Raw genomic sequence first — 19,874 nt, 5'->3', positions numbered from 1 at the left:
GGCGCGTTAGAACCGCACCAGGGCCGCGAGCGCCACCGCGCACACCGTCGTCGTCAGCTCGATCGCGGCGCCCAGCACGTCGCCGGTGATCCCGCCGAAGCGGCGCGCGCAGTGCCGCACCAGGACCGCGCCGCAGCCCAGGCCCAGCAACGCCGCCGCCGGTCCGTGCCACGGCCGCGGCCCGGCCGCCAGTGAAATCGCCAGCAGCACCGCGACCCAGGCCGTCACCACCGCCGTCGGCTGGCTGCCGGCGACCGCGGCACCCAGCGCGCTGCCCTCGGCGGCCGGCACCGCGCGGTGACCGGCCAGCACCGCGGCGACCCGCCCGGCGAACACCGCCACGGCGATCCCGACGACGCCGCGCACCCCGCCGCCCGCGCCCAGCGCCGAGAACGCCAGCCCCTGCAGCAGCACCACGACGACGACGGCGGCCACCCCGAACGGCCCGGTCGATCCCTCCCGCATCACCGCCAGCGCCCGCTGCGGCGGCCCGTAGCAGCCCAGGCCGTCGGCGGTGTCGGCGACACCGTCGACGTGTAGGCCACGCGTGATCAGCAGCAGCACCACGACCGCAAGCACCCCCGCCAGCGGGGTGCACCGGCCGAAGGCCAGCTCCGCGCCCCAGGTGATGGCCGCGGCCAACGCCCCCAGGCCCGCGCCCACCACCGGAAGCGCCGTCAGGGCGCCGCGGCCCATCGGCGCGGTCCGCGCACCCGGGACGGGCAGCACCGTCCCGAACGCGAAAGCCGTTGCCAGCGAACGGATCACGATGGGGGAGCGGCCTGGTCGGGGCGGTTGGACACGCCGGCCTCGGTGAACGTGGCCATCGACGACAGGGCGGCCACCGCGGCGCGCAGCACCGGCACCGCCAGCGCGGCGCCGGTTCCCTCGCCCAGCCGCATGCGCAGGTCGAGGATCGGCTCCAGATCCAGTGCCGTGAGCGCCAACGCGTGGCCCGGCTCGGTGGACCGGTGACCGGCCTGCCACCACATCCGGGCGCCGGGAGCCAGGTGCTCGGCGACCAGCGCGGCCGCCGTCACCGCCATGCCGTCGAGCAGCAGCGGCGTGCGCCGCACCGCGGCCTGCGCGCAAAAGCCCGCCATCGCCGCCAGATCCGCCCCGCCCGCGCAGCGCAGCAGCGCGACCGGGTCCGGCAGCACCTGCCGCGCGCGGAACAGGGCGTCGCGCACCGCGGCGGTCTTGCGTCCCCACCCCGCGTCGTCGATCCCGGTGCCGAAGCCCACCACCACGACCGGCTCGGCGTTGGTCAAAGCCGCCACCAAAACCGCTGCGGCCGTGGTGTTTCCGATGCCCATGTCGCCGGCGATCAGCAGATCCGCGCCCGCGTCGACCTCCTCGTCGGCGATGGCGGCGCCGGCGGCCAGGGCCCGCTCGGTCTCCTCGTCGCTCAACGCGTCCTGCACCGCGATGTCGCCGCTGCCGCGCCGCACCTTGTGGGCGCCGATCGGTGGACTGAGCGCCTCGGCGTCGACCGCCAGGTCCGCGACGCGCACGCTCGCCCCGGCGATGCCGGTCAGCGCGTTGATCGCTGCCCCGCCGGCGTCGATGTTGGCGACCATCTGCGCGGTCACCTCCGGCGGGTACGCCGACACCCCCGAGCGGGCGACGCCGTGGTCACCGGCGAACACCACCACCCGGGCGCGCTCGAACTGTCGCGGGGGGCATTGCCCCTGGCACGACGCGATCCACACCGACAGGTCCTCGAGGCGGCCCAGCGCGCCGCGCGGCTTGGTGAGGGCGTCCTGGCGCGCGCGGGCGGCGGCCGCGGCGCCCGCGTCGGGCGGTGACACGACGGCGAATTCCATTAGGCCCCCGACGGTTTGATCGGCACCGCCTGCCCGGCCACCACCAGCACCACCCGATCGCACAGCCGGGCGAGGCGCTGGTTGAGGCCGCCGAGTTCGTCGGCGAACCGGCGCCCGGCGGCGGTGGCGGGCACGACGGTCAGCCCGACTTCCGGGCTGACCAGCACCAGTGTGGAGGCGAAGCCCTCGACCGCGGACAGCACGTCGTCGACCGGCGCCGCCACCGAGCCGCCCTCCCATGCGTTCTCGCGGTCCATCGCGCCGGCCAGCCAGGTGCCGAGATCGTCGACCAGGGTGGGGGTGTCCGCGGATTGGCGCAATTGCGTTGCGATGTCGCAGGCTTCGATCGTCGACCAATGCGCGGGCCGGCGCTCACGATGCTCGGCGACCCGGTGCGCCCAGGCCGCGTCGTCGGCACCGGCCGGCCCGGGAGCCAGGTAATGGACCGGCCGGCCGGGCGGCAACCCCGCGGCGATGGCGTCCTCCGCCCACCGTGACTTGCCTGACCTGATCCCGCCGAGCACCAGGGTGCGCACCGGCGTCAGCCGGCCTTCGGGTAACGGTTATTCGACACTGGCGCCATGCTTGACCTGGGGCCGCGGCGCCCGCAGCCGGCGCATCTGGGAGGCGCGGCCGGCGGCGTAAAGGCCTAGCTTCCAACGGCTTTCGGTGTTGTCGGGGAATTTCGCGTCGACCAGCTTGCTGACTTTGCGGCCCAGGATCAGGCCGTCGACGCTCATCACCGCCATCAGCGCCAGCATCGCCGGGGAAATCCAGAGCTGCAGCTGCGGGACGCCGAACATGACGAACATCAAAAACAGGGTCGACGGCATGAACAGGCCCAGCAGGTTGCGCCGGGAATCCACCACGTCGCGCACGTAGCGTCGGATCGGGCCCTGGTCGCGCGGCAGCAGGTAGCCCTCTTCGCCGGCCATCATGCGATTGCGGCGCTCCGACATGCGCGCGCGGTTGGCGGTCTTTTCGGCGCGGCGCTCCTCGCGGCTGAGCTTGGGGCCGGCCAGCGATTTGCGCCGGGCCCGCGCCTCGGCGGAGGTCATGGGTGCGGGCGCGACGGGGCCCTTCTTCGCGTTCCGGCGGGCCTCGTTGCGCTTGGGCGTGGGGCGCCCCTTGGGTCCGGTCCGGCGGGGTGCGGCGTCCGGGCCGCCAGCAACGTCGGAGGCGGCCGACACGGCCACGGTTTCGTCGAGGTCGGTGTCCTGGCCCTTCTTGCGACCCAAAAGCTTCACAGGGGCCAGGTTACTTCGCGGATGACGCGCGCCGGAATTCGCCTGGAATGCCTTGCTATTAGACCTGCGTTAGTGCCGCACTTGGCCCTACTCTTACACGTGATGAATGGCTGCCTTTGATGGACGACGGGTCGATGGCCTCGGATGATGCTGCCCCCGGCCTGGCGCCCGGCCGCCTTCAGCTACCCGCGATGCAGGTTTTGGTGGCCCCGGACTGTTACGCCGACAGCATGTCCGCCCTGGAAGCCTCCGCCGCCATCGCGACGGGCTGGACACGGTCGCGTCCGGGCGACCGGTTCATCGTCGCGCCGCAGTCCGACGGTGGGCCCGGCTTCGTCGAGGTGTTGGCCAGCCGGCTGGGGGAGATGCGGCGATTGCGGGTGTCGGGGCCGCTAAAGGCCATGGTGGAGGCCGAATGGGTCTTCGATCCCGGGTCGGCGACCGCATACCTGGAGTGCGCCCAGGCCTGCGGTTTGGCGCTGCTCGGCGGTCCGCCCACCCCAGAGACCGCGATGGCGGCCCACAGCAAAGGCGTGGGGCAGCTGATCGCCGAGGCGCTGCGGGTGGGGGCGACGCGGATCGTCGTCGGGTTGGGTGGCAGTGCGTGCACCGACGGCGGCCAGGGCATGATCGCCGAGTTGGGCGGCCTGGACACCGCCCGCCGCCAACTGGGCAACGTGGAGCTGATCGCCGCCTCCGACACCGAATACCCCCTGCTCGGTCCGTGGGGAGCGGCCCGAGTGTTCGGGCCGCAGAAGGGCGCCGACACGGCCACCGTCGCGGCGCTGGAAGTTCGGCTGCAGGCCTGGGCGCTCATTTTGGAGGCGGTGGCCGGGCGCGACGTGAGCGCCGAACCGGGCGCGGGCGCCGCCGGCGGCATCGGCGCCGGGCTGCTCGCGCTCGGCGGGCGGTGTGAGTCCGGGGCCGCCATCATCGCCGAACACACCCGGCTTTCCGACGATCTCGACACGGCGGAGTTGATCGTCACCGGCGAGGGCCGCTTCGACGAGCAGTCCCTGCACGGGAAGGTGGTGGGCTTTCTGGCCGACGCGGCCCGGCCGCGGGGCATCCCGGTGGTGGTCCTGGCCGGCCAGGTCGATCTGGACAACGCGACGGTGCGCTCGTCGGGGATCATGGCCGCGTTGTCGATCGCCGAGCACGCAGGATCGGTGCGGCTGGCCCAGGCCGACGCCGCCAATCAGCTCATGGGTCTGGCCTCCGTTGTGGCGGCGCGACTCGGGAATAGCGGTCCTGCAAGGTACCGTTGATGGTGTGGACTTTCCGGCAGTCCGGCGGCGCCGGGCGTGATCGGTCCCCGCTCAACAAATGAGGCATGTAGGAGAAGCAATGACGGTGCAAAACGAGTCGAACGCCAAGACCCACGGCGTGATCCTGACTGAGGCCGCCGCCACCAAGGCCAAGTCGCTGCTGGACCAGGAGGGTCGCGACGACCTGGCGCTGCGCATCGCGGTCCAGCCGGGCGGGTGCGCTGGGCTGCGCTACAACCTCTTCTTCGACGACCGGTCGCTGGACGGCGACCTGATCGCGGAGTTCGGGGGTGTGACCCTGACGGTGGACCGGATGAGCGCGCCCTACGTCGAGGGCGCGTCCATCGACTTTGTGGACACCATCGAAAAGCAGGGGTTCACCATCGACAACCCCAACGCCGGCGGGTCGTGCGCCTGCGGCGACTCGTTCAACTGATTTCACCGCGAGACTGCGACTACCGACGCGTTCCCCGAGTAGGGCCGTCGGCGGTTGCGGTCTCGCGGCAAGAAAAGCTCTAGTACGAGCCCCCGGTGCGCAGCACGTATGAGCACACCATGATCTGGCCGCGCTGGAAGAGCAGCTGCGCGATGCCCTGCACCTGCCCGCGCATGGGTCCCCCGCTCACCGGCGACACCCGCATGGTGAACAAAGCCTGAGCCTGGTACTGCGACAGGTACACGATCTTGTCGATCGAGGTGATCTCCACCTCGGAGAACTGCTTGCGGAATGCGTCGCTGCTGAGCTTGGCCAGCGCCTGGTCGGATCGCTTGTCCTGGACGGCGTCGTAGAGGCCGCACAGCGCGTTCCGGGCGATCTCGTTGATGTCGCGGTGCTCGAGCGCGTCCAGGTATCCCTGAATCGCCGTCTTCGCCGCGCCCTCGGAGAACGTGGTGCCGGTGTTGGCCCCGTTGGTGCGCACCCCGTAGACGATGGCCACCGTCATCACCGCGACGAGCGCGATGGCCAGCGCCACGCCGACGATCAGCCGCCGCCTGGAGCGTGGCGGCGGATACGGCGCCGGCCCCGGGGGCGGCCCGGCATAATTGCCCGAAGGGGGTCCCGCCTGCGGAGCCGGGGTGAAGCCCGGGCCGCCGGTGGCGGGGTCATCGGGGAACTCGAGTGGCTCGGATTCGCGTGGGGGCTCGTGTCCGCTCGGTCCGTTGCCGCCGCCAGCGTGGTTCGGCGAGTGCGGGCCTGCCATCGTGGTTCTCCTACGGTGGTAGACGGGACTGCAAGCGGGTTGCGGCGCACGCATTGTGATCCCGGCGACTTGAGTGAGTTCCCTAGGGAGGCTAGCGCAGACCTTGCGGCGACCGTGCACGCGACGACGGTCGGAGGCGCCTGAGTAAGCTAGATAACCTTACTAACGAAGGATGGAGATTTCGTGACGATCGCGGTGACAGGTTCGATTGCGACCGACAATCTGATGCGGTTCCCCGGCCGGTTTTCCGAGCACCTGCTGGCCGAGCACCTGCAGAAGGTGTCCTTGAGCTTCCTGGTCGACGACTTGGTGATTCACCGCGGCGGCGTGGCGGGCAACATCGCCTTCGCCATCGGTGTGCTGGGCGGCGACGTCGCGCTGGTCGGCGCGGCCGGTGACGATTTCGGCGAGTACCGCGACTGGCTGCAGAGCCACGGCGTCAACTGCGACCACGTGCTGATCTCGAAGACCGCGCACACCGCGCGCTTCGTGTGCACCACCGACGAGGACATGGCCCAGATCGCGTCGTTCTATCCCGGCGCCATGTCCGAGGCCCGCAACATCAAGCTTGCCGACGTCGCGTCGTCGGTCGGCACACCCGACCTGGTGATCATCGGGGCCAACGACCCCGACGCGATGGTGGTGCACACCGAGGAGTGCCGCAAGCTCGGCCTGCCGTTCGCCGCCGACCCGTCCCAGCAGCTGCCCCGCCTGTCCGGGGAGGAGATCGACAAGCTGGTCGACGGCGCGGCCTACCTGTTCACCAACGACTACGAGTGGGAGCTGCTGCTCTCCAAGACCGGCTGGTCCGAGGCCGACGTGCAGCAGAAGGTGGGCCTGCGGGTGACCACGCTCGGCGCCAAGGGCGTCGACATCGTCGAGCGTGACGGCACCACCACGCACGTCGGCGTGGTCCCCGAGACCAGCCAGACCGACCCCACCGGTGTCGGCGATGCGTTCCGGGCCGGTTTCCTCACCGGGCGCAGCGCCGGGCTGAACCTCGAGCGTTCGGCACAGCTGGGCTCGCTGGTGGCCGTGCTGGTGCTGGAGTCGACCGGAACCCAGGAATGGGCGTGGGACCGCGAGGTCGCCAAGACCCGTCTGGCCGACGCCTACGGCGACGAGGCGGCCGCCGAGATCGCCGCGGTGCTGGGTTAGCGCCGTTTCCCCGACGCCCTTTCTCGCCCGGGCCGCATCGAGTGTGAACCCACGGCGTCGCGTGTGCGCTGACGGCGCCGACACGCCGACACACCGCGCCCAGGGTTCACGATGAAAGCCCAGGATTCACACGCGAAGCCCGGGCGTGGCCTAGAGCTGCACCGGATACATCGGCTCGCTGATCTGCGGCACCACACTGCGCTCGACGAAGATCGCGTGCCAGAGCATGAAGATCAGCAGCGTCCACAGCCGGCGGCTGTGATCGCCGGCGCCGCTGCGGTGCTCGTCGAGCATCCGGTGCACGGCCGCCCGGTCCACCAGGTGGTCCGCCTGCGACGACGCCGCCAGCTCGTAGGCCCACTCCAGCAGCTCGCCGGTGCGCAACCAGTGCCGGATCGGCACCGGGAACCCGAGCTTGGGCCGGTGCAGGACGTGCGCGGGGACGATCGGCTCGAGCGCGCGGCGCAACGCGTACTTGGTGGTCGTGCGGGTGATCTTGGCGTCGACGGGCAACCGGGACGCCACGGCGAACACCTCGGGATCCAGGAACGGCACCCGAAGCTCCAGCGAGTTGGCCATCGTCATCTTGTCGGCCTTGACCAGGATGTCGCCGCGCAGCCAGGTGAACAGGTCGATGTGCTGCATGCGGGCCACCGGGTCCCAGCCCGCCGACTCGGCGTACAGCGGCGCGGTCACGTCGGTGTGGGTCCACTCCGGGCGGAAGCCGGGCAGCGCGTCGCGCAGCTGCGCGTCGGAGAAGCTGCGGGCGTTGCCGTAGTAACGCTCTTCGAGCGTCAGCGAGCCGCGGTGCAGCAGGCTCTTGCCCCGCATCCCCTCGGGCAGCGGGCGCGACACCTTGCCCATCGACCGCCGCAGCGGACGCGGCAGATAGTCGAAGGGCTTCAGCGACAACGGCTCCCGGTAGATCGTGTAGCCGCCGAACAACTCGTCGGCGCCCTCGCCGGACAACACCACCTTGACGTGCTTACGGGCCTCGCGAGCGACGAAGAACAGCGGCACCAGCGCCGGGTCGGCGACCGGCTCGTCGAGGTACCAGACGATTTCTGGCAGGGCGGCGACGAACTCGTCCGGCGTGACCACCTTGGCGATGTGGCGCGCGCCGATCGCCTCCGCCGAGGCCACCGCGACATCGATCTCGGAGAATCCCTCCCGCTCGAAGCCGGTGGTGAACGTGATCAGTCGCGGGTTGTGCCGGATGGCCAGCGCCGCGATGGCGGTGGAGTCGATGCCGCCGGAAAGGAAGGACCCGACCGTCACGTCGGCGCGCATGTGCTTGGCCACCGAGTCCTCGAGCACCGCGGTGATCTCGTCGTACCGGGCCTGCTCGCTGCCGCGGGCGATCGGGGTGGCGGCGAACCGGGGCACGAAGTACCGGGTGACCTCGGGTTGCAGGCGGTCGGGGCGGATCCGGGCGTAGCAGCCCGATTCCAGCCGGCGCACCCCGCGGTGCAACGTCTCGGGCTCGGGCACGTACTGCAGGACGGTGTAGTGCTGCACCGCCCGCTCGTCGATGCGCGTGTCGAACCCGATCAGCTCGGCCAAATCCAGCAGACACTTTTTCTCGCTGGCCACCGCGGTGCCGCCGGCACCGGTCGCCATGAACAGCGGTTTGATGCCGAAAGGGTCTCGGGCGCAAAACAATTCGCGGGTAACGGTGTCCCACAGCGCGAAGGCGAACATGCCGCGCAATCGGGTCAGGACATCGGTGCCCCAGTAGTGGTAGCCGGCGACGACGGCCTCGCCGTCACCATCGGTGGCGAAGACGGCCCCATGGGAGGTGGCCAGTTCGTCGCGCAACTCCAGGTAGTTGTAGATCTCGCCGTTGAACACCAGCACGTAGCGGTCGGGCGCCTCCGGCGGCCCCCAGCGCAGCGGCTGGTGCGAATGCGCGATGTCGATGATGGACAGCCGGTTGAAGCCGAACACCACCGAACCGTCGGTGTCCGGGTCGACCCAGGTGCCGGGCTCGTCGGGCCCGCGGTGGCGCATCGAATGCGACGCGCGCGCGATCGCGTCGTCGGCGCGGGCGGCGGCCGCCTCCTTGTCCCCGTCCTCGGGGGCGGCAACGAACGCCAGCAGACCACACACGGCGCCCCAGTATGCCGCACTTGGCGACCGCTCGTGGACGTCGCACCCGGCACGGCGCGAGACTGGCGGGCCGGGGTTTCGTCGCCCGCCTCAGGCGCGTGGTCTACGCTGCGTAGTATTCGATATCCGAGCAGGAGGCGCCAACGTGACCCCTCGCGAGCAGGACCGTTCGCAATCTTTGTCGCAGGGTAGGTTTCAGCGCCGTCCTGGGGGCTCCGCCACCGGTCTTTCCCGCCGTCTCCGGCCGCTGGCGCTGGCCGTGACGCTGGGTGTGCTGGCGATGTTCCTGAGCGGGTGCAGCAGCTGGGCCGACGCGCTGGCCCTGGGCTGGCCGAGGGGGATCACGCCGCAGGCGCAGCTCAACCGGGAGCTGTGGATCGGCGCGGTGATCGCCTCGCTGGTCGTCGGCGTCATCGTCTACGGCCTGATCTTCTGGTCCTCGGCGTTCCACCGCAAAAAGGCGACCGACACCGAGCTGCCCCGCCAGTTCGGCTACAACATGCCCTTGGAGCTGGCGCTCACCGTGACGCCGTTCCTCATCATCTCGGTGCTGTTCTACTTCACCGTCGTGGTGCAGGAGAAGATGCTGCACATCGCCAAGGATCCCGAAGTGGTGATCGACGTCACGGCATTCCAGTGGAACTGGAAGTTCGGCTATCAGCGCGTCGATTTCAAGGACGGCACGCTGACCTACGACGGGGCGGACGCGGCGCGCAAGAAGGCCATGGTGTCCAAGCCGGAAGGCAAGGACGAGCACGGCGAAGAGCTGGTCGGGCCCGTCCGCGGCCTCAACACCTCGGACCGCACCTACCTGAACTACGACAAGGTCGAGACGCTGGGAACCAGCGACGAGATCCCGGTGCTGGTGCTCCCGACCGGCAAGCGCATCGAATTCGATCTGGCGTCCGCCGACGTCGTCCACACGTTCTGGGTTCCCGAGTTCTTGTTCAAGCGCGACGTCATCCCGAACGCCGACGCGAACAACTCCGTGCACGTCTTCCAGGTCGAAGAGATCAACACGCCCGGGGCGTTCGTCGGCCACTGCGCCGAGTTCTGTGGCACCTATCACTCGATGATGAATTTCGAGGTTCGCGTGGTGTCGCCCAACGACTTCAAGGCCTACCTGCAGCAGCGGATGGATGGCAAGAGCAACGCCGCGGCGCTGCAGGCGATCGGACAACCTCCCGCCGCGGTGACCACGCACCCGTTCGACACCCGCCGCGGCCAGTTAAGCCAGTAGGTTAGGACACCAAATGCATATCGAAGCCAGGCTATTCGAGTTCATCGCCGGGTTCTTCTTTGTGGTTGCGCTGCTCTACGGGGTTTTGACCGCGCTGTTCGCCACCGGCGGGGAAGAGTGGGCGGGCACCACCGCGCTCGCGCTGACGGGTGGGCTGGCGCTGATCGTGGCCACCTTCTTCCGGTTCGTGGCGCGCCGGCTCGACACCCGGCCCGAGGACTACGAAGGCGCCGAGATCAGCGACGGAGCAGGGGAATTGGGCTTCTTCAGCCCGCACAGCTGGTGGCCGATCCTGATCGCGCTGTCGGGCTCGGTGGTGGCGGTGGGCATCGGGCTGTGGCTGCCGTGGCTGATCTTCGCCGGCGTCATGTTCGTCCTGTCGTCGGTGGCCGGACTGGTCTTCGAGTACTACCTGGGTCCTGAGAAGCACTGATTCGCGGCATAAAGGTCACAATCCGATCACGTGATCGCTTGCGCCGATCGCCACGGCGGCTCTGCCCGTTTTGGGTTCGGTAGTGTTTCGCGCAGGCAATGAGAAGTTCCCAGCGCGCCCGGCAACGAGGTGATTGCGGAGTTTTACGCGCAGGTGATGCAGTCGAACAGGGTAGGCAAAGGGCAGAGATGAGCGGGTCGAAACCCCCGGGATGGGAACCTGACGAATCCGATCCTGTCGACCCGATCAGCCACCACGCGGACGCCGGTGACGACCCCGCTGACGACGGGGAGCCCGGCGGCGACCACGACGTCGAGGGCGCGGCGGAACCCTTCGACGACAGCGCCGAACTGGCCGCCGCTGGCCAGACGGACGCATACTCGCGTGCCTACTCGGCCCCGGAGTCCGAGCACTTCACCAGCGGCCCCTACCTACCCGCCGATCTGCGGCTCTACGACTATGAGGACTACGACGAGTCCGCCGACGAGGACGAACGCAGCACCGCGCGCTGGCCGTGGGTGGTGGGGATCGCCGCCATCGTGGCCGCGATCGCGCTCGTCGTATCGGTGTCGTTGCTGTTCGCCCGGACCGACACCACCAAGCTGGCCAACCCCAACACCACCACCGCCCCGTCCACGCCGCCGATGCAGGACGAGATCACGACCACCAAACCACCGCCGCCGCCTCCACCGCCACCCACGACCGAACCGCCGCCGCCCCCGACAGCAACGGAGACACAGACTGTGACGGTGACGCCCTCTCCGGCACCGCCGCCCCCGCCCGCACCCGCTCCGGCACCGCCGGCGACCTCCACCGCGGCGGCGCCACCGCCGCCGACGACGCCGGCCGGGCCGCGGCAGGTCACCTACTCGGTGACCGGCACCAAGGCCCCGGGCGACATCATTTCGGTGACCTACGTCGACGCGTCCGGCCGCCGGCGCACCCAGCACAACGTGTACATCCCCTGGTCGATGACCGTCACCCCGATCTCGCAATCCGACGTGGGCTCGGTGGAGGCCTCCAGCCTGTTCCGGGTCAGCAGGCTCAATTGCTCGATCACGACGAGCGACGGAACCGTGCTGTCGTCGAACAGCAACGACTCGCCGCAGACGAGCTGCTGATGGTCAGCAGATATTCGGCATACCGGCGCGGAATCGGCGACGACACCGTTTCGCCCGAGGTGATCGACCGCATTTTGCTCGGCGCCTGCGCCGCCATCTACCTGGTGCTGTTGGGCGTCAGCGTGGCCGCGGCCGTCGCGCTCACCGATCTGGGCCGGGGCTTTCACAAATCGGCCAGCAGCCCGCACACCACCTGGGTGTTGTATGCGGTCATCATCGTTTCCGCGCTGATCATCGCGGGCGCGATCCCAATACTGTTGCGGGCCCGGCGGATGTCTCAGTCCGAGCCGGCCGCCCGGGCGATGACAGCGCCGAACCGGCCGCCGGTGCGCCTGATGTCTCAGGCGCCGCGCACGGCGGCCGAGCGGGCCCGGCAGGCCACGGTGCAGGCGGCGCCGGCGAAGACGGATGCCGAGTGGTCAGGGGAGACGGTGGACCGAGTCTGGTTGCGCGGCACGGTCATACTGACCGGCACCATGGGTGCGGCGCTGATCGCGGTCGCGACGGCGACCTACCTGATGGCCGTCGGCCACGACGGCGCGTCCTGGACGGCGTATGTATTCGCCGGTGCCATCACCGCGGCGATGCCGGCGGTCGAGTGGCTGCATATCCGCCAGCTGCGCCGCGTGGTCGACGAGCGCTGACGCGTATCGCCGTCGAGGTGTAAACCATCGACACATAAGCATTGCGACGACACGTCGTGCGTCGTCGCAATGCTTATGTGTCGCGCGCGCTCGTGGGTGATTGCGGGTGCTCGATTGCCCGGCTCCCGCGTCGGCCAGGGGGCCGATGGGGAGCCGGGCTGAGCGGGTCAGTGCGCGCCGTTGGTCGAGCCGTTGGACGAACCGTTCGTCGAACCGTTGAGGCTGTCCTGGTGTTCGCGCAGCGCGGTCAGGGCACGCTGCTCGGAGCGGTGCGCCGCCTCCCGCAACGCCGCGTCCTCGGACGCCGGATCGGCGAACATGAAGCTGCCGCTGCCCGGCGTCCCGGCCGAGCCCAGCTTGTTCATCTTCTTGGGCAGCGCCGCGCCCTGGTACTCGAGCGGCAGCGGGTGGCCGTGGTCGTCGACCGGGCCCAGCGGCTGGTGCAGCTCGATGTAGGCACCGTGCGGCAGCCGCTTGATGATGCCGGTCTCGATGCCGTGCTCGAGCACCGCGCGGTCGCTGCGCTGCAGCCCGATGCACCACCGGTAGGTGACGAAGTAGACGATCGGCGGGACGATCACCATGCCGATGCGGCCGATCCACGTCGTCGCGTTCAGCGAGATGTCGAACTTGAACGCGATGATGTCGTTCATCGCGCTCAGCGTGAGCACCATGTAGAACGCGATCGCCATCGCGCCGATCGACGTGCGCACCGGCACGTCGCGCGGGCGCTGCAGCAGGTTGTGGTGCGCGTAGTCACCGCTGAACCGCTTCTCCAGGAACGGGTAGATGATCAGCAGGACGAAGACCCCGCCCATGATCAGCGCCACCCAGACCACCGCCGGGATGGTGTGGTGCCAGAAGTAGAACTCCCATGGCGGCCAGATACGGGCCAGACCTTCGGTCCACATCATGTAGAAGTCCGGCTGCGAGCCCGCCGAGACGTGAGATGGCTTGTAGGGCCCCAGGTTCCAGATCGGGTTGATCTGCAGCAGACCGCCGAGCAGACCCAGCACGCCGACGATCGCGGCGAAGAACGCGCCGGACTTCACGGCGAACACCGGCATCACCCGCACGCCGACCACGTTGTGCTCGGTGCGGCCCGGTCCCGGGAACTGGGTGTGCTTCTGGAACCACACCATGGCCAGGTGCAGCCCGATCAGCGCCAGGATGATGCCGGGCAGCAGCAGGATGTGCAGGGCATACATGCGGGGGATGATGTAACCCGCTGTGGCGCATTCGTTTCCGACGCCGCCGCAGGGGAAGTCACCGCCGAACAGGGCCCAGTGCAGCCAGGTGCCGATCACCGGCATGCCCAACGTGATCGAGGACAGGGCCGCGCGCAACCCGATGCCCGACAACAGGTCGTCGGGCAGCGAGTAGCCGAAGTAGCCCTCGAACATGGCCAGGATCAGCAGCAACGAACCGATGACCCAGTTGGCCTCGCGCGGCCGACGGAACGCGCCGGTGAAGAAGATGCGGGCCAGGTGCACCATGATCGACGCCGAGAAGATCAGCGCGGCCCAGTGGTGGACCTGACGAACGAACAGGCCGCCGCGCACCTCGAAGGAGATGTCGAGGGTCGACGCGAACGCCTTCGACATGTCCACCCCGCGCAGCGGCTGGTAGGCGCCGTTGTAGGTGACCTCGCCCATGGACGGGTCGAAGAACAGCGTCAGGTACACCCCGGTGAGCAGCAACACGATGAAGCTGTACATCGCGATCTCGCCCAGCAGGAACGACCAGTGGGTGGGGAACACCTTGTTGAGCTGTCTGCGTACGGCAGCCGAGGGGTGATAGCGCGTGTCGATGTCCTCGCCCTGGCGGGCCAGGACGTCGCCGATCTTCGGGGGACTCAGTTTGGGACTCATGATGTCGTCCTCTCCCAGAATGCCGGTCCGACGGGCTCGATGAAGTCACCGTTGGCGACCAGATACCCGTTGGTGTCGATGGTGATCGGCAGTTGCGCCAACGCACGCGCCGCCGGCCCGAAGATCGGCTTGGCGAAGTGCAGCGCGTCGAACTGCGACTGGTGGCAAGGGCACAAGATTCGGTAGGACTGCTCCTCGTACAGCGACGCGGGGCAGCCCAGGTGCGAGCAGACCTTCGTGTAGGCGAACAGCTCGCCGAAGTTGAAGCTCTCCTGGCCCTGCCGCTTGACCACACGGTGCATGTCGGTGGGGCGAATCCGGATGAGCATCACGGGATTACGCACGCCCTGGTTGATCGCGCGCAGCTTTTCCTGCGACTCCGGGGTGGTGCCGTCACCGTCGGACTCCCGCCACGGGAAGACGGTTTCCATGCCGCCGGCGTCGATGTCCTCGGGCCGCATCTTGACGAACGGCGACCCGGCGAAGCTGCCGGTGGCGCGCGCCAGGTAGATGGTCTCGCCGTGGTAGCGCGGGGTCCAGTCGGAGGTGAACAGCACCGCCTTCTTGCCGTTGGCGGTCTGCACCACCGGCTTCCACGGGTTCTTGATCAGGCCGCCGGCAAACGCCACCAACGTGGACAGGCCGAACGCGCCCAGCCCCACGCCCAGCGACAGCCCGACCAGCTTGCGCCGCCCGATGGTGGAGCCGCTGTAGGCGTCGGCCAGGTTCGCCACGACGGTCTTGCGGTCGACGTCGCGGGAGGCGCCGTCGTGCCGGTCCTGAATCGAAATCTCTTCGGGGATAAAGCGTTTCTGGTACAGGATGGTGCCGATCCCGATCGACAGGATCGACATCCCGAAGGTCAGGCCGTACAGCGGGGTGGTCAGCGAGTAGAGCCAGCTGTCCGCGGCCTCCTTGGGCTTGTACTCCCACGGCCAGAACAAAAAGATCAGCAGCAGCGCCAGCCCGAAACCGCCGCCGCCCAGCAAAAGCCACAGGGCAACGCCACGCTCGGCGCGCTTCTCGGCCTTGGTGCCCTCGACCGGCCAACGGTTTTCCTTGAACACGGTCTCGACGCCGTCGAGCTTGCCGCCCAGCGCCACCAGCTCCTGCTGAGACATCGCGGCCAGCGCGGCGTCGTCGGGCTCCCGCTCGCCGGTGCCGTGCGGGTTTCCGCCGGTGTCCGAGCCGCGAACGTTTCCGTGGTCAGCTGAGTCGCTCATGCCCGTGCCCCAATCCACAGTGCCAGCCCGATCGCGGCGACCATCCCGATGATCCAGGCGGCCATCCCCTCGGGCGCGGGTCCGAATCCGCCGAGGCCGTAGCCGCCCGGCTGGCGCTCTTCGGTCACCGCCTTGATGTAGCCGATGATGTCCTTCTTGGCCTCGAAGGACAGCTGGCGGTCGGAGAACTTCGGCATGTTCTGCGGACCGGTCCGCATGGCCGCCAGGATCTGCTGCTCGTTGGCGGGCTCCAGGTCCGGCGCGTACTTGCCGGACGACAGCGCCCCGCCCTTGCCGGTGAAGTTGTGGCAGGACGAGCAGTTGAGCCGGAACAGGTCACCGCCGCGGCCGAGGTCCTCGCCTCGCAGCGAGTGCATCGCCAGGCTGCCGTCGGGGTTGCGCACGGTCGTCGGGCCGCCGCCGTTGGCCTGCACGTAGGCGCCCAGGGCGTCGATCTGGCCCTCGTCGAAGATCGGTTCCTTGCGGGGCGCCTGCGCCTCGCCGGTCATCGCCGGCATCCGGCCGGTGGACACCTGGAAGTAGACGGCTTCCTCGCCGACGCCGATCAAGCTCGGCCCGCGATCGGGCACGCCCTGCAGGTTGGCGCCGTGGCAGGACACGCACGACGTGTCGAACAGCTGCTTGCCGGTCCGCAGCAGCGCCGAGTTCGACTCGTCCGCGACGGCCACCTGCGGGCGGGGGGTCAGGACGGCGGCCACACCACCGGCGATGGTCAGCGCGATCAGCAGCAGCAGGCCGCCCGACAAGCGGCGGCGCAACCGCCGTCGCGAACGGTCACGCTGCCCCTGGTGCGACTGAGGAAGCCGCGAACCGGATCGGGTAGACCCCAGTTTCTTCAACCGAGCACTCCTGTTCGTCCAGCGCCTGCTCATCGGATGAAATAGATCACGGTGAACAGCGCGATCCACACGATGTCGACGAAATGCCAGTAGTACGAGACGACGATGCTGGCCGTAGCCTGCGCCGGCGTGAACTTGCTCATCGCGGTGCGGGCCAGCAAGAAGATGAAGGCGACCAGGCCGCCGGTCACGTGCAGGCCGTGGAACCCGGTGGCCAGATAGAACACGCTGCCGTAGGCGCTGCCGGGAATGGTGGTCCCGTGGGTCGCCAGGTGGAAGTACTCATACCCCTGCCCGCAAACGAAGAACAGGCCCATCAGGAAGGTGATGACGTACCAGCGGCGCAGCCCGAACACGTCACCGCGCTCGGCCGCGAACACGCCCATCTGGCAGGTGAACGACGACGCGATCAGCACCAACGTCACGGGCACGGCCTGGTACAGGTTGAGCTCGGTCGGCGGCGGCGGCCATTTTCCGCCGGATTGGGCACGCGCGGTGAAGTACATCGCGAACAGGCCGGCAAAGAACATCAACTCGCTGGAGAGCCAGACGATGGTGCCGACACTGACCATGTTGGGTCGATTCAGCGAATGAACGCGCGACGTGATTGCAGTACCTGAGGTCCCGACAGCGCTGGTCACATCCGCAAGTATGACGCTTTGTAGTTGTTGATCTCCACCCGGGGCGCAATTTGATGCCTCGCGCGTCGCGCGCGCGTGTGTTCGGGCCGCCCGCGGCCGACGGTTGGGGCCGCTGTGGTGCTCGTGGGACCATCGGCGCGTGGCTTTGTCATCTGAGGTTTCGCCGTCCGGCGGGTCCGCGACGTCGTGGCCGCGGGTGCTGGGCCGGCTGACGGGCGGTCAGGACCTGACCCGCGGCCAGGCCGCCTGGGCCATGGACCAGATCATGACCGGCGCGGCGAGCGCCGCCCAGATCGCGGCCTTCGCGGTGGCGATGCAGGTGAAGGTGCCCACGTCGGCCGAGGTGATCGAGCTGGCCGAGGTCATGCTCGGCCACGCGCTGCCGATGCCCGATTCCGGGATGCCCCAGGACACCGTCGACATCGTCGGAACCGGCGGCGACGGCGTCAACACCGTGAACCTGTCCACGATGGCGGCGATCGTGACGGCGGCCGCGGGTGTGCCGGTGGTCAAGCACGGCAACCGGGCGGCCTCGTCGTTGTCCGGTGGCGCCGACACGCTCGAGGCGCTCGACATCCGCATCGACCTCGGACCCGACGAGGTGGCGCGCAGCCTCGCCGAGGTCGGCATCGGGTTCTGCTTCGCGCCGTTGTTCCACCCGTCGTACCGGCACACGTCCGCGGTGCGCCGCGAGCTCGGCGTGCCGACGGTGTTCAATCTCCTTGGGCCGCTTACCAATCCGGCCCGGCCCCGGGCCGGATTGATCGGCTGCGCGTTCGCCGACCTGGCCGAGGTGATGGCCGGGGTGTTCGCCGCCCGGCGCTCCAGCGTGCTGGTGGTGCACGGCGACGACGGGCTCGACGAGTTGACGACCACGACCACCAGCACGATCTGGCGGGTACAGGCCGGCACCGTGGACCGGCTGACGTTCGATCCGGCCGGGTTCGGCTTTCCCCGCGCCGACCTCGACGACCTGTTGGGCGGCGACGCGCAGGCCAACGCCGCGGAGGTGCGTGCGGTGCTGGCCGGAGCCAAGGGCCCGGTGCGCGACGCCGTCGTCCTCAACGCCGCCGGCGCGATCGTGGCCCACGCCGGGTTATCCAGTCGCGCCGAATGGCTGCCGGCGTGGGAGGACGGGTTGGCCCGCGCCGGCAAGGCCATCGACTCCGGCGCGGCCGAACAGCTGCTCGCGCGTTGGGTGCGGTTCGGCCAGCAGGTCTGAATCGCGCAGGGCTTGCTCGGCGGCCAGCCGCGCCGAGCGGGCCGCCTCCGCCCACGCCGCCCACCCGCCGGCCGATCGCAGCGGGGACGCCCAGCCCGCGCCGTCCCCGGTTGCCTCGACCCGAACGATGCGCACGCCGGGAGCGCCCAGCCAGCGCGCGATCAGCGCGGTCTCCTCGACCAGCGCCCCGCCCAGCGGGGCCGGCGCGGGCAGAATCGCTTGTGCCCCAGCGGTAATCGCGTCGACGACCGGCATCGGCGGCACCCCCCGTCGGGCGTTGCCCGCGGCGGCGAGTTGGCCGTGGCGGATGACGGCGAGGTGATAGCCGCCCTGGCCGTCGGGCGCGGCGGCGACCAGCTCGGGCAGGGCGACCAGGGCGCGCAGCCGCTGACCGCGCCACAGCGTCTCGACCGCGGCGGCGGTGCGGTCGCGCAGCCGCGCGGCGCTCTCGAAGTGACGCCGCTCGGCGAGGGCGGCGACCTGGGCCACGGCGGACGTCAGAGCGGCGTTGTCCGCGCCGTCGACCAACGCCGCCATGCGCGCGACGGCCGCGGCGTATTGGGTGGCGGTGACGTCGCGGGCGGCCGGGCACGGTGAGACCTCCGCCTCGGCGCACAGCGGTCCGTGTAATGCCGTGCGCCCCAACCGGTTCGTGCAGGTGCGCAGCCCGGTGAAGCGGGACAGCAGGGCGGCGGTGTCAGCGGCGTCGGCGCGCGCCCGGAACGGGCCGACGGCGCGGTCGTGGCGCGGGGCGCGCACCACCGCCAGGCGGGGGAAGGCCTCGTCGGTCAGCGCCACCCACCACCAGCGCTGCGGGAACCGGGATCGCCGGTTGTACGGCGGGGCGTGCGCGGCCAGCAGCCGCAGCTCGCGCACACCGGCCTCCAGCGCGTGGGCGCACTCGACATGGTCGACCGCGCAGGCCAGCGTGACCATCTCCTTCATGCGGCCGCGCGGATCGGCGCCGGTGAAGTACTGCAAGACCCGCCGCCGCAGGTCGACCGCGGTGCCGATGTAGAGCACCTCGTCCGACGGCCCGCGGAACAAATAGACACCCGGCCGGTGCGGGAGCCCGTCGGCGAGCACGCGTTTGCGGCGCTGGGCCGGTGCCACGTCGGGCAGATAGGAGCGCAGGTCGGCGTAGGTGTGCACGCCCTGGTTGCCCACGCGTTCGATGAGGGCGTGCAGCACGTCGACGGTGGCGCGTGCGTCGTCGAGGGCGCGGTGGGTGGGCTGGGTGGTGACGGCGAACAGCCGCGCCAGCGACGCCAGCCGCACGCTGGGCGCCTCCTCGCGGCTGAGCACCCGGCGGGCCAACCGCACCGTGCACAGCACCTGCGGCCGCGGCCAGGCGATGTCGCACCGCTGCGCGGCGGCCCGCAGGAAGCCGATGTCGAAACCGGCGTTGTGCGCGACCAGCACGGCCCCCTGATCCAAGCGGGCGAACTCCAAAAACATCGGCAGCACGGCGTCGATGGTCGGCGCGTCGGACACCATGGCCGTGGTGATGCCGGTCAGCCGCACGACCTGGGGCGGGATGCTGCGCTGCGGATCGATCAGCGTGGCGAACTCGCCGAGCACCACGCCGCCGCGCACCTTGACCGCCCCGATTTCGGTGATGGCGTCCGGCTCGGTTCCCGCGGCGGATTTGGTGCGTCCGCCGGTGGTCTCGAGGTCCACCACGACGAAGGTGGTGTCGCGCAACGAGAGTTCGTCGGGCGTGAAGGGTGATCCCACGTCGGCGAAGCTCAGCTGAGTCGCCCCGCGTGCAGTCACGGGGGTGACGTTAAGCACGACGGCTGACATCCG

At 69.8% G+C, this 19,874-nt stretch carries 18 protein-coding genes and 1 pseudogene; 8 read left to right on the top strand and 11 right to left on the bottom strand.

The annotated features are described in order from the left end of the window. Nucleotides 1-6: 6 nt before the first annotated feature. The 4 genes from QGN31_RS15500 to QGN31_RS15485 are packed head-to-tail and all read right to left on the bottom strand — an operon-like array spanning nucleotide 7 to nucleotide 3,022. Nucleotides 7-768 carry an adenosylcobinamide-GDP ribazoletransferase gene (locus QGN31_RS15500; protein ID WP_014384552.1) on the bottom strand — a complete coding sequence of 254 codons (762 nt, stop codon included), beginning with the start codon at nucleotides 766-768 and terminating at the stop codon, nucleotides 7-9. Next, nucleotides 765-1,826, bottom strand: a complete 1,062-nt coding sequence (gene cobT, locus QGN31_RS15495; protein WP_014384553.1) for a nicotinate-nucleotide--dimethylbenzimidazole phosphoribosyltransferase — start codon at nucleotides 1,824-1,826, stop codon at nucleotides 765-767. Before cobT ends, QGN31_RS15500 begins: the two co-directional genes overlap by 4 nt. Continuing rightward, on the bottom strand, nucleotides 1,826-2,362 hold the full coding sequence (locus QGN31_RS15490) for a bifunctional adenosylcobinamide kinase/adenosylcobinamide-phosphate guanylyltransferase (RefSeq protein WP_014382384.1): 537 nt from the start codon (nucleotides 2,360-2,362) through the stop codon (nucleotides 1,826-1,828). The genes cobT and QGN31_RS15490 overlap by 1 nt, the downstream gene beginning before the upstream one ends. Nucleotides 2,363-2,389: 27 nt before the next feature. Further along, a complete protein-coding gene (locus QGN31_RS15485) occupies nucleotides 2,390-3,022 on the bottom strand; it encodes a DUF3043 domain-containing protein (RefSeq protein WP_225331213.1) in 633 nt (210 codons plus the stop codon). A gap of 242 nt (nucleotides 3,023-3,264) precedes the next feature. On the opposite strand from QGN31_RS15485, the gene QGN31_RS15480 reads away from it, so the two are divergent. Both QGN31_RS15480 and QGN31_RS15475 read left to right on the top strand, forming a co-directional pair. Next, entirely contained in the window at nucleotides 3,265-4,341 is a 1,077-nt protein-coding gene (locus tag QGN31_RS15480; RefSeq protein ID WP_008256049.1) for a glycerate kinase family protein, read from the top strand. Nucleotides 4,342-4,420: 79 nt separating this feature from the next. Next, a complete protein-coding gene (locus QGN31_RS15475) occupies nucleotides 4,421-4,777 on the top strand; it encodes a HesB/IscA family protein (RefSeq protein WP_008256050.1) in 357 nt (118 codons plus the stop codon). Nucleotides 4,778-4,856: 79 nt separating this feature from the next. On the opposite strand, the gene QGN31_RS15470 is transcribed toward QGN31_RS15475, so the two are convergent. Continuing rightward, nucleotides 4,857-5,543, bottom strand: a complete 687-nt coding sequence (locus QGN31_RS15470; protein WP_008256051.1) for an Rv0361 family membrane protein — start codon at nucleotides 5,541-5,543, stop codon at nucleotides 4,857-4,859. A gap of 183 nt (nucleotides 5,544-5,726) precedes the next feature. On the opposite strand from QGN31_RS15470, the gene QGN31_RS15465 reads away from it, so the two are divergent. Beyond that, entirely contained in the window at nucleotides 5,727-6,701 is a 975-nt protein-coding gene (locus QGN31_RS15465) for a carbohydrate kinase family protein (protein ID WP_008256052.1), read from the top strand. 150 nt (nucleotides 6,702-6,851) lie between these two features. Here the strand turns inward: QGN31_RS15465 and asnB are convergent, their stop codons facing one another. Then, nucleotides 6,852-8,810, bottom strand: a complete 1,959-nt coding sequence (gene asnB, locus QGN31_RS15460) for an asparagine synthase (glutamine-hydrolyzing) (RefSeq protein WP_008256053.1) — start codon at nucleotides 8,808-8,810, stop codon at nucleotides 6,852-6,854. 145 nt (nucleotides 8,811-8,955) lie between these two features. Between asnB and ctaC the strand changes: the two genes are divergently transcribed. From ctaC to QGN31_RS15440, 4 genes are all read left to right on the top strand, one after another. Then, the gene (gene ctaC, locus QGN31_RS15455) at nucleotides 8,956-10,050 is read left to right on the top strand and encodes an aa3-type cytochrome oxidase subunit II (RefSeq protein ID WP_026071572.1); all 1,095 of its coding nucleotides are present in this window, start codon (nucleotides 8,956-8,958) and stop codon (nucleotides 10,048-10,050) included. Nucleotides 10,051-10,063: 13 nt separating this feature from the next. Further along, nucleotides 10,064-10,483 carry a cytochrome c oxidase subunit 4 gene (locus tag QGN31_RS15450; RefSeq protein WP_008256055.1) on the top strand — a complete coding sequence of 140 codons (420 nt, stop codon included), beginning with the start codon at nucleotides 10,064-10,066 and terminating at the stop codon, nucleotides 10,481-10,483. Nucleotides 10,484-10,671: 188 nt separating this feature from the next. Beyond that, on the top strand, nucleotides 10,672-11,604 hold the full coding sequence (locus QGN31_RS15445; protein ID WP_201407016.1) for an MmpS family transport accessory protein: 933 nt from the start codon (nucleotides 10,672-10,674) through the stop codon (nucleotides 11,602-11,604). Further along, nucleotides 11,604-12,248, top strand: a complete 645-nt coding sequence (locus QGN31_RS15440; RefSeq protein ID WP_008256063.1) for a DUF2561 family protein — start codon at nucleotides 11,604-11,606, stop codon at nucleotides 12,246-12,248. Before QGN31_RS15445 ends, QGN31_RS15440 begins: the two co-directional genes overlap by 1 nt. A 167-nt stretch (nucleotides 12,249-12,415) precedes the next feature. Here QGN31_RS15440 and qcrB read toward each other — a convergent pair whose 3' ends face one another. From qcrB to ctaE, 4 genes are read right to left on the bottom strand one after another with little or no spacing between them, the layout of a single operon-like run. Then, nucleotides 12,416-14,119, bottom strand: a complete 1,704-nt coding sequence (qcrB, locus tag QGN31_RS15435; protein WP_014384554.1) for a cytochrome bc1 complex cytochrome b subunit — start codon at nucleotides 14,117-14,119, stop codon at nucleotides 12,416-12,418. Next, nucleotides 14,116-15,342: a cytochrome bc1 complex Rieske iron-sulfur subunit gene (qcrA, locus tag QGN31_RS15430; RefSeq protein WP_008256067.1), complete on the bottom strand. Its 1,227-nt coding sequence runs from the start codon at nucleotides 15,340-15,342 to the stop codon at nucleotides 14,116-14,118. Before qcrA ends, qcrB begins: the two co-directional genes overlap by 4 nt. Next, a complete protein-coding gene (qcrC, locus tag QGN31_RS15425) occupies nucleotides 15,339-16,202 on the bottom strand; it encodes a cytochrome bc1 complex diheme cytochrome c subunit (protein WP_026071573.1) in 864 nt (287 codons plus the stop codon). The genes qcrA and qcrC overlap by 4 nt, the downstream gene beginning before the upstream one ends. 29 nt (nucleotides 16,203-16,231) lie before the next feature. Then, on the bottom strand, nucleotides 16,232-16,843 hold the full coding sequence (gene ctaE, locus QGN31_RS15420; RefSeq protein ID WP_008256075.1) for an aa3-type cytochrome oxidase subunit III: 612 nt from the start codon (nucleotides 16,841-16,843) through the stop codon (nucleotides 16,232-16,234). A gap of 139 nt (nucleotides 16,844-16,982) precedes the next feature. On the opposite strand from ctaE, the gene trpD reads away from it, so the two are divergent. Then, nucleotides 16,983-18,065, top strand: coding sequence for an anthranilate phosphoribosyltransferase (gene trpD, locus QGN31_RS15415; protein ID WP_162130197.1), 1,083 nt, complete (start codon nucleotides 16,983-16,985; stop codon nucleotides 18,063-18,065). On the opposite strand, the pseudogene QGN31_RS15410 reads toward trpD, so the two are convergent. Next, nucleotides 18,003-19,871 (bottom strand): annotated as a pseudogene (locus tag QGN31_RS15410) (DEDD exonuclease domain-containing protein); the annotation flags it as partial. The gene trpD and the pseudogene QGN31_RS15410 overlap by 63 nt on opposite strands. Between the last annotated feature and the right edge of the window lie 3 nt (nucleotides 19,872-19,874).

Origin of the sequence: Mycobacterium sp. 2-64, assembly GCF_035918375.1 — a bacterium.
Taxonomy (GTDB): domain Bacteria; phylum Actinomycetota; class Actinomycetes; order Mycobacteriales; family Mycobacteriaceae; genus Mycobacterium; species Mycobacterium intracellulare.
Note: the sequence above shows the minus strand (reverse complement) of the source record. Positions and strands in the feature narration are given on the sequence as shown.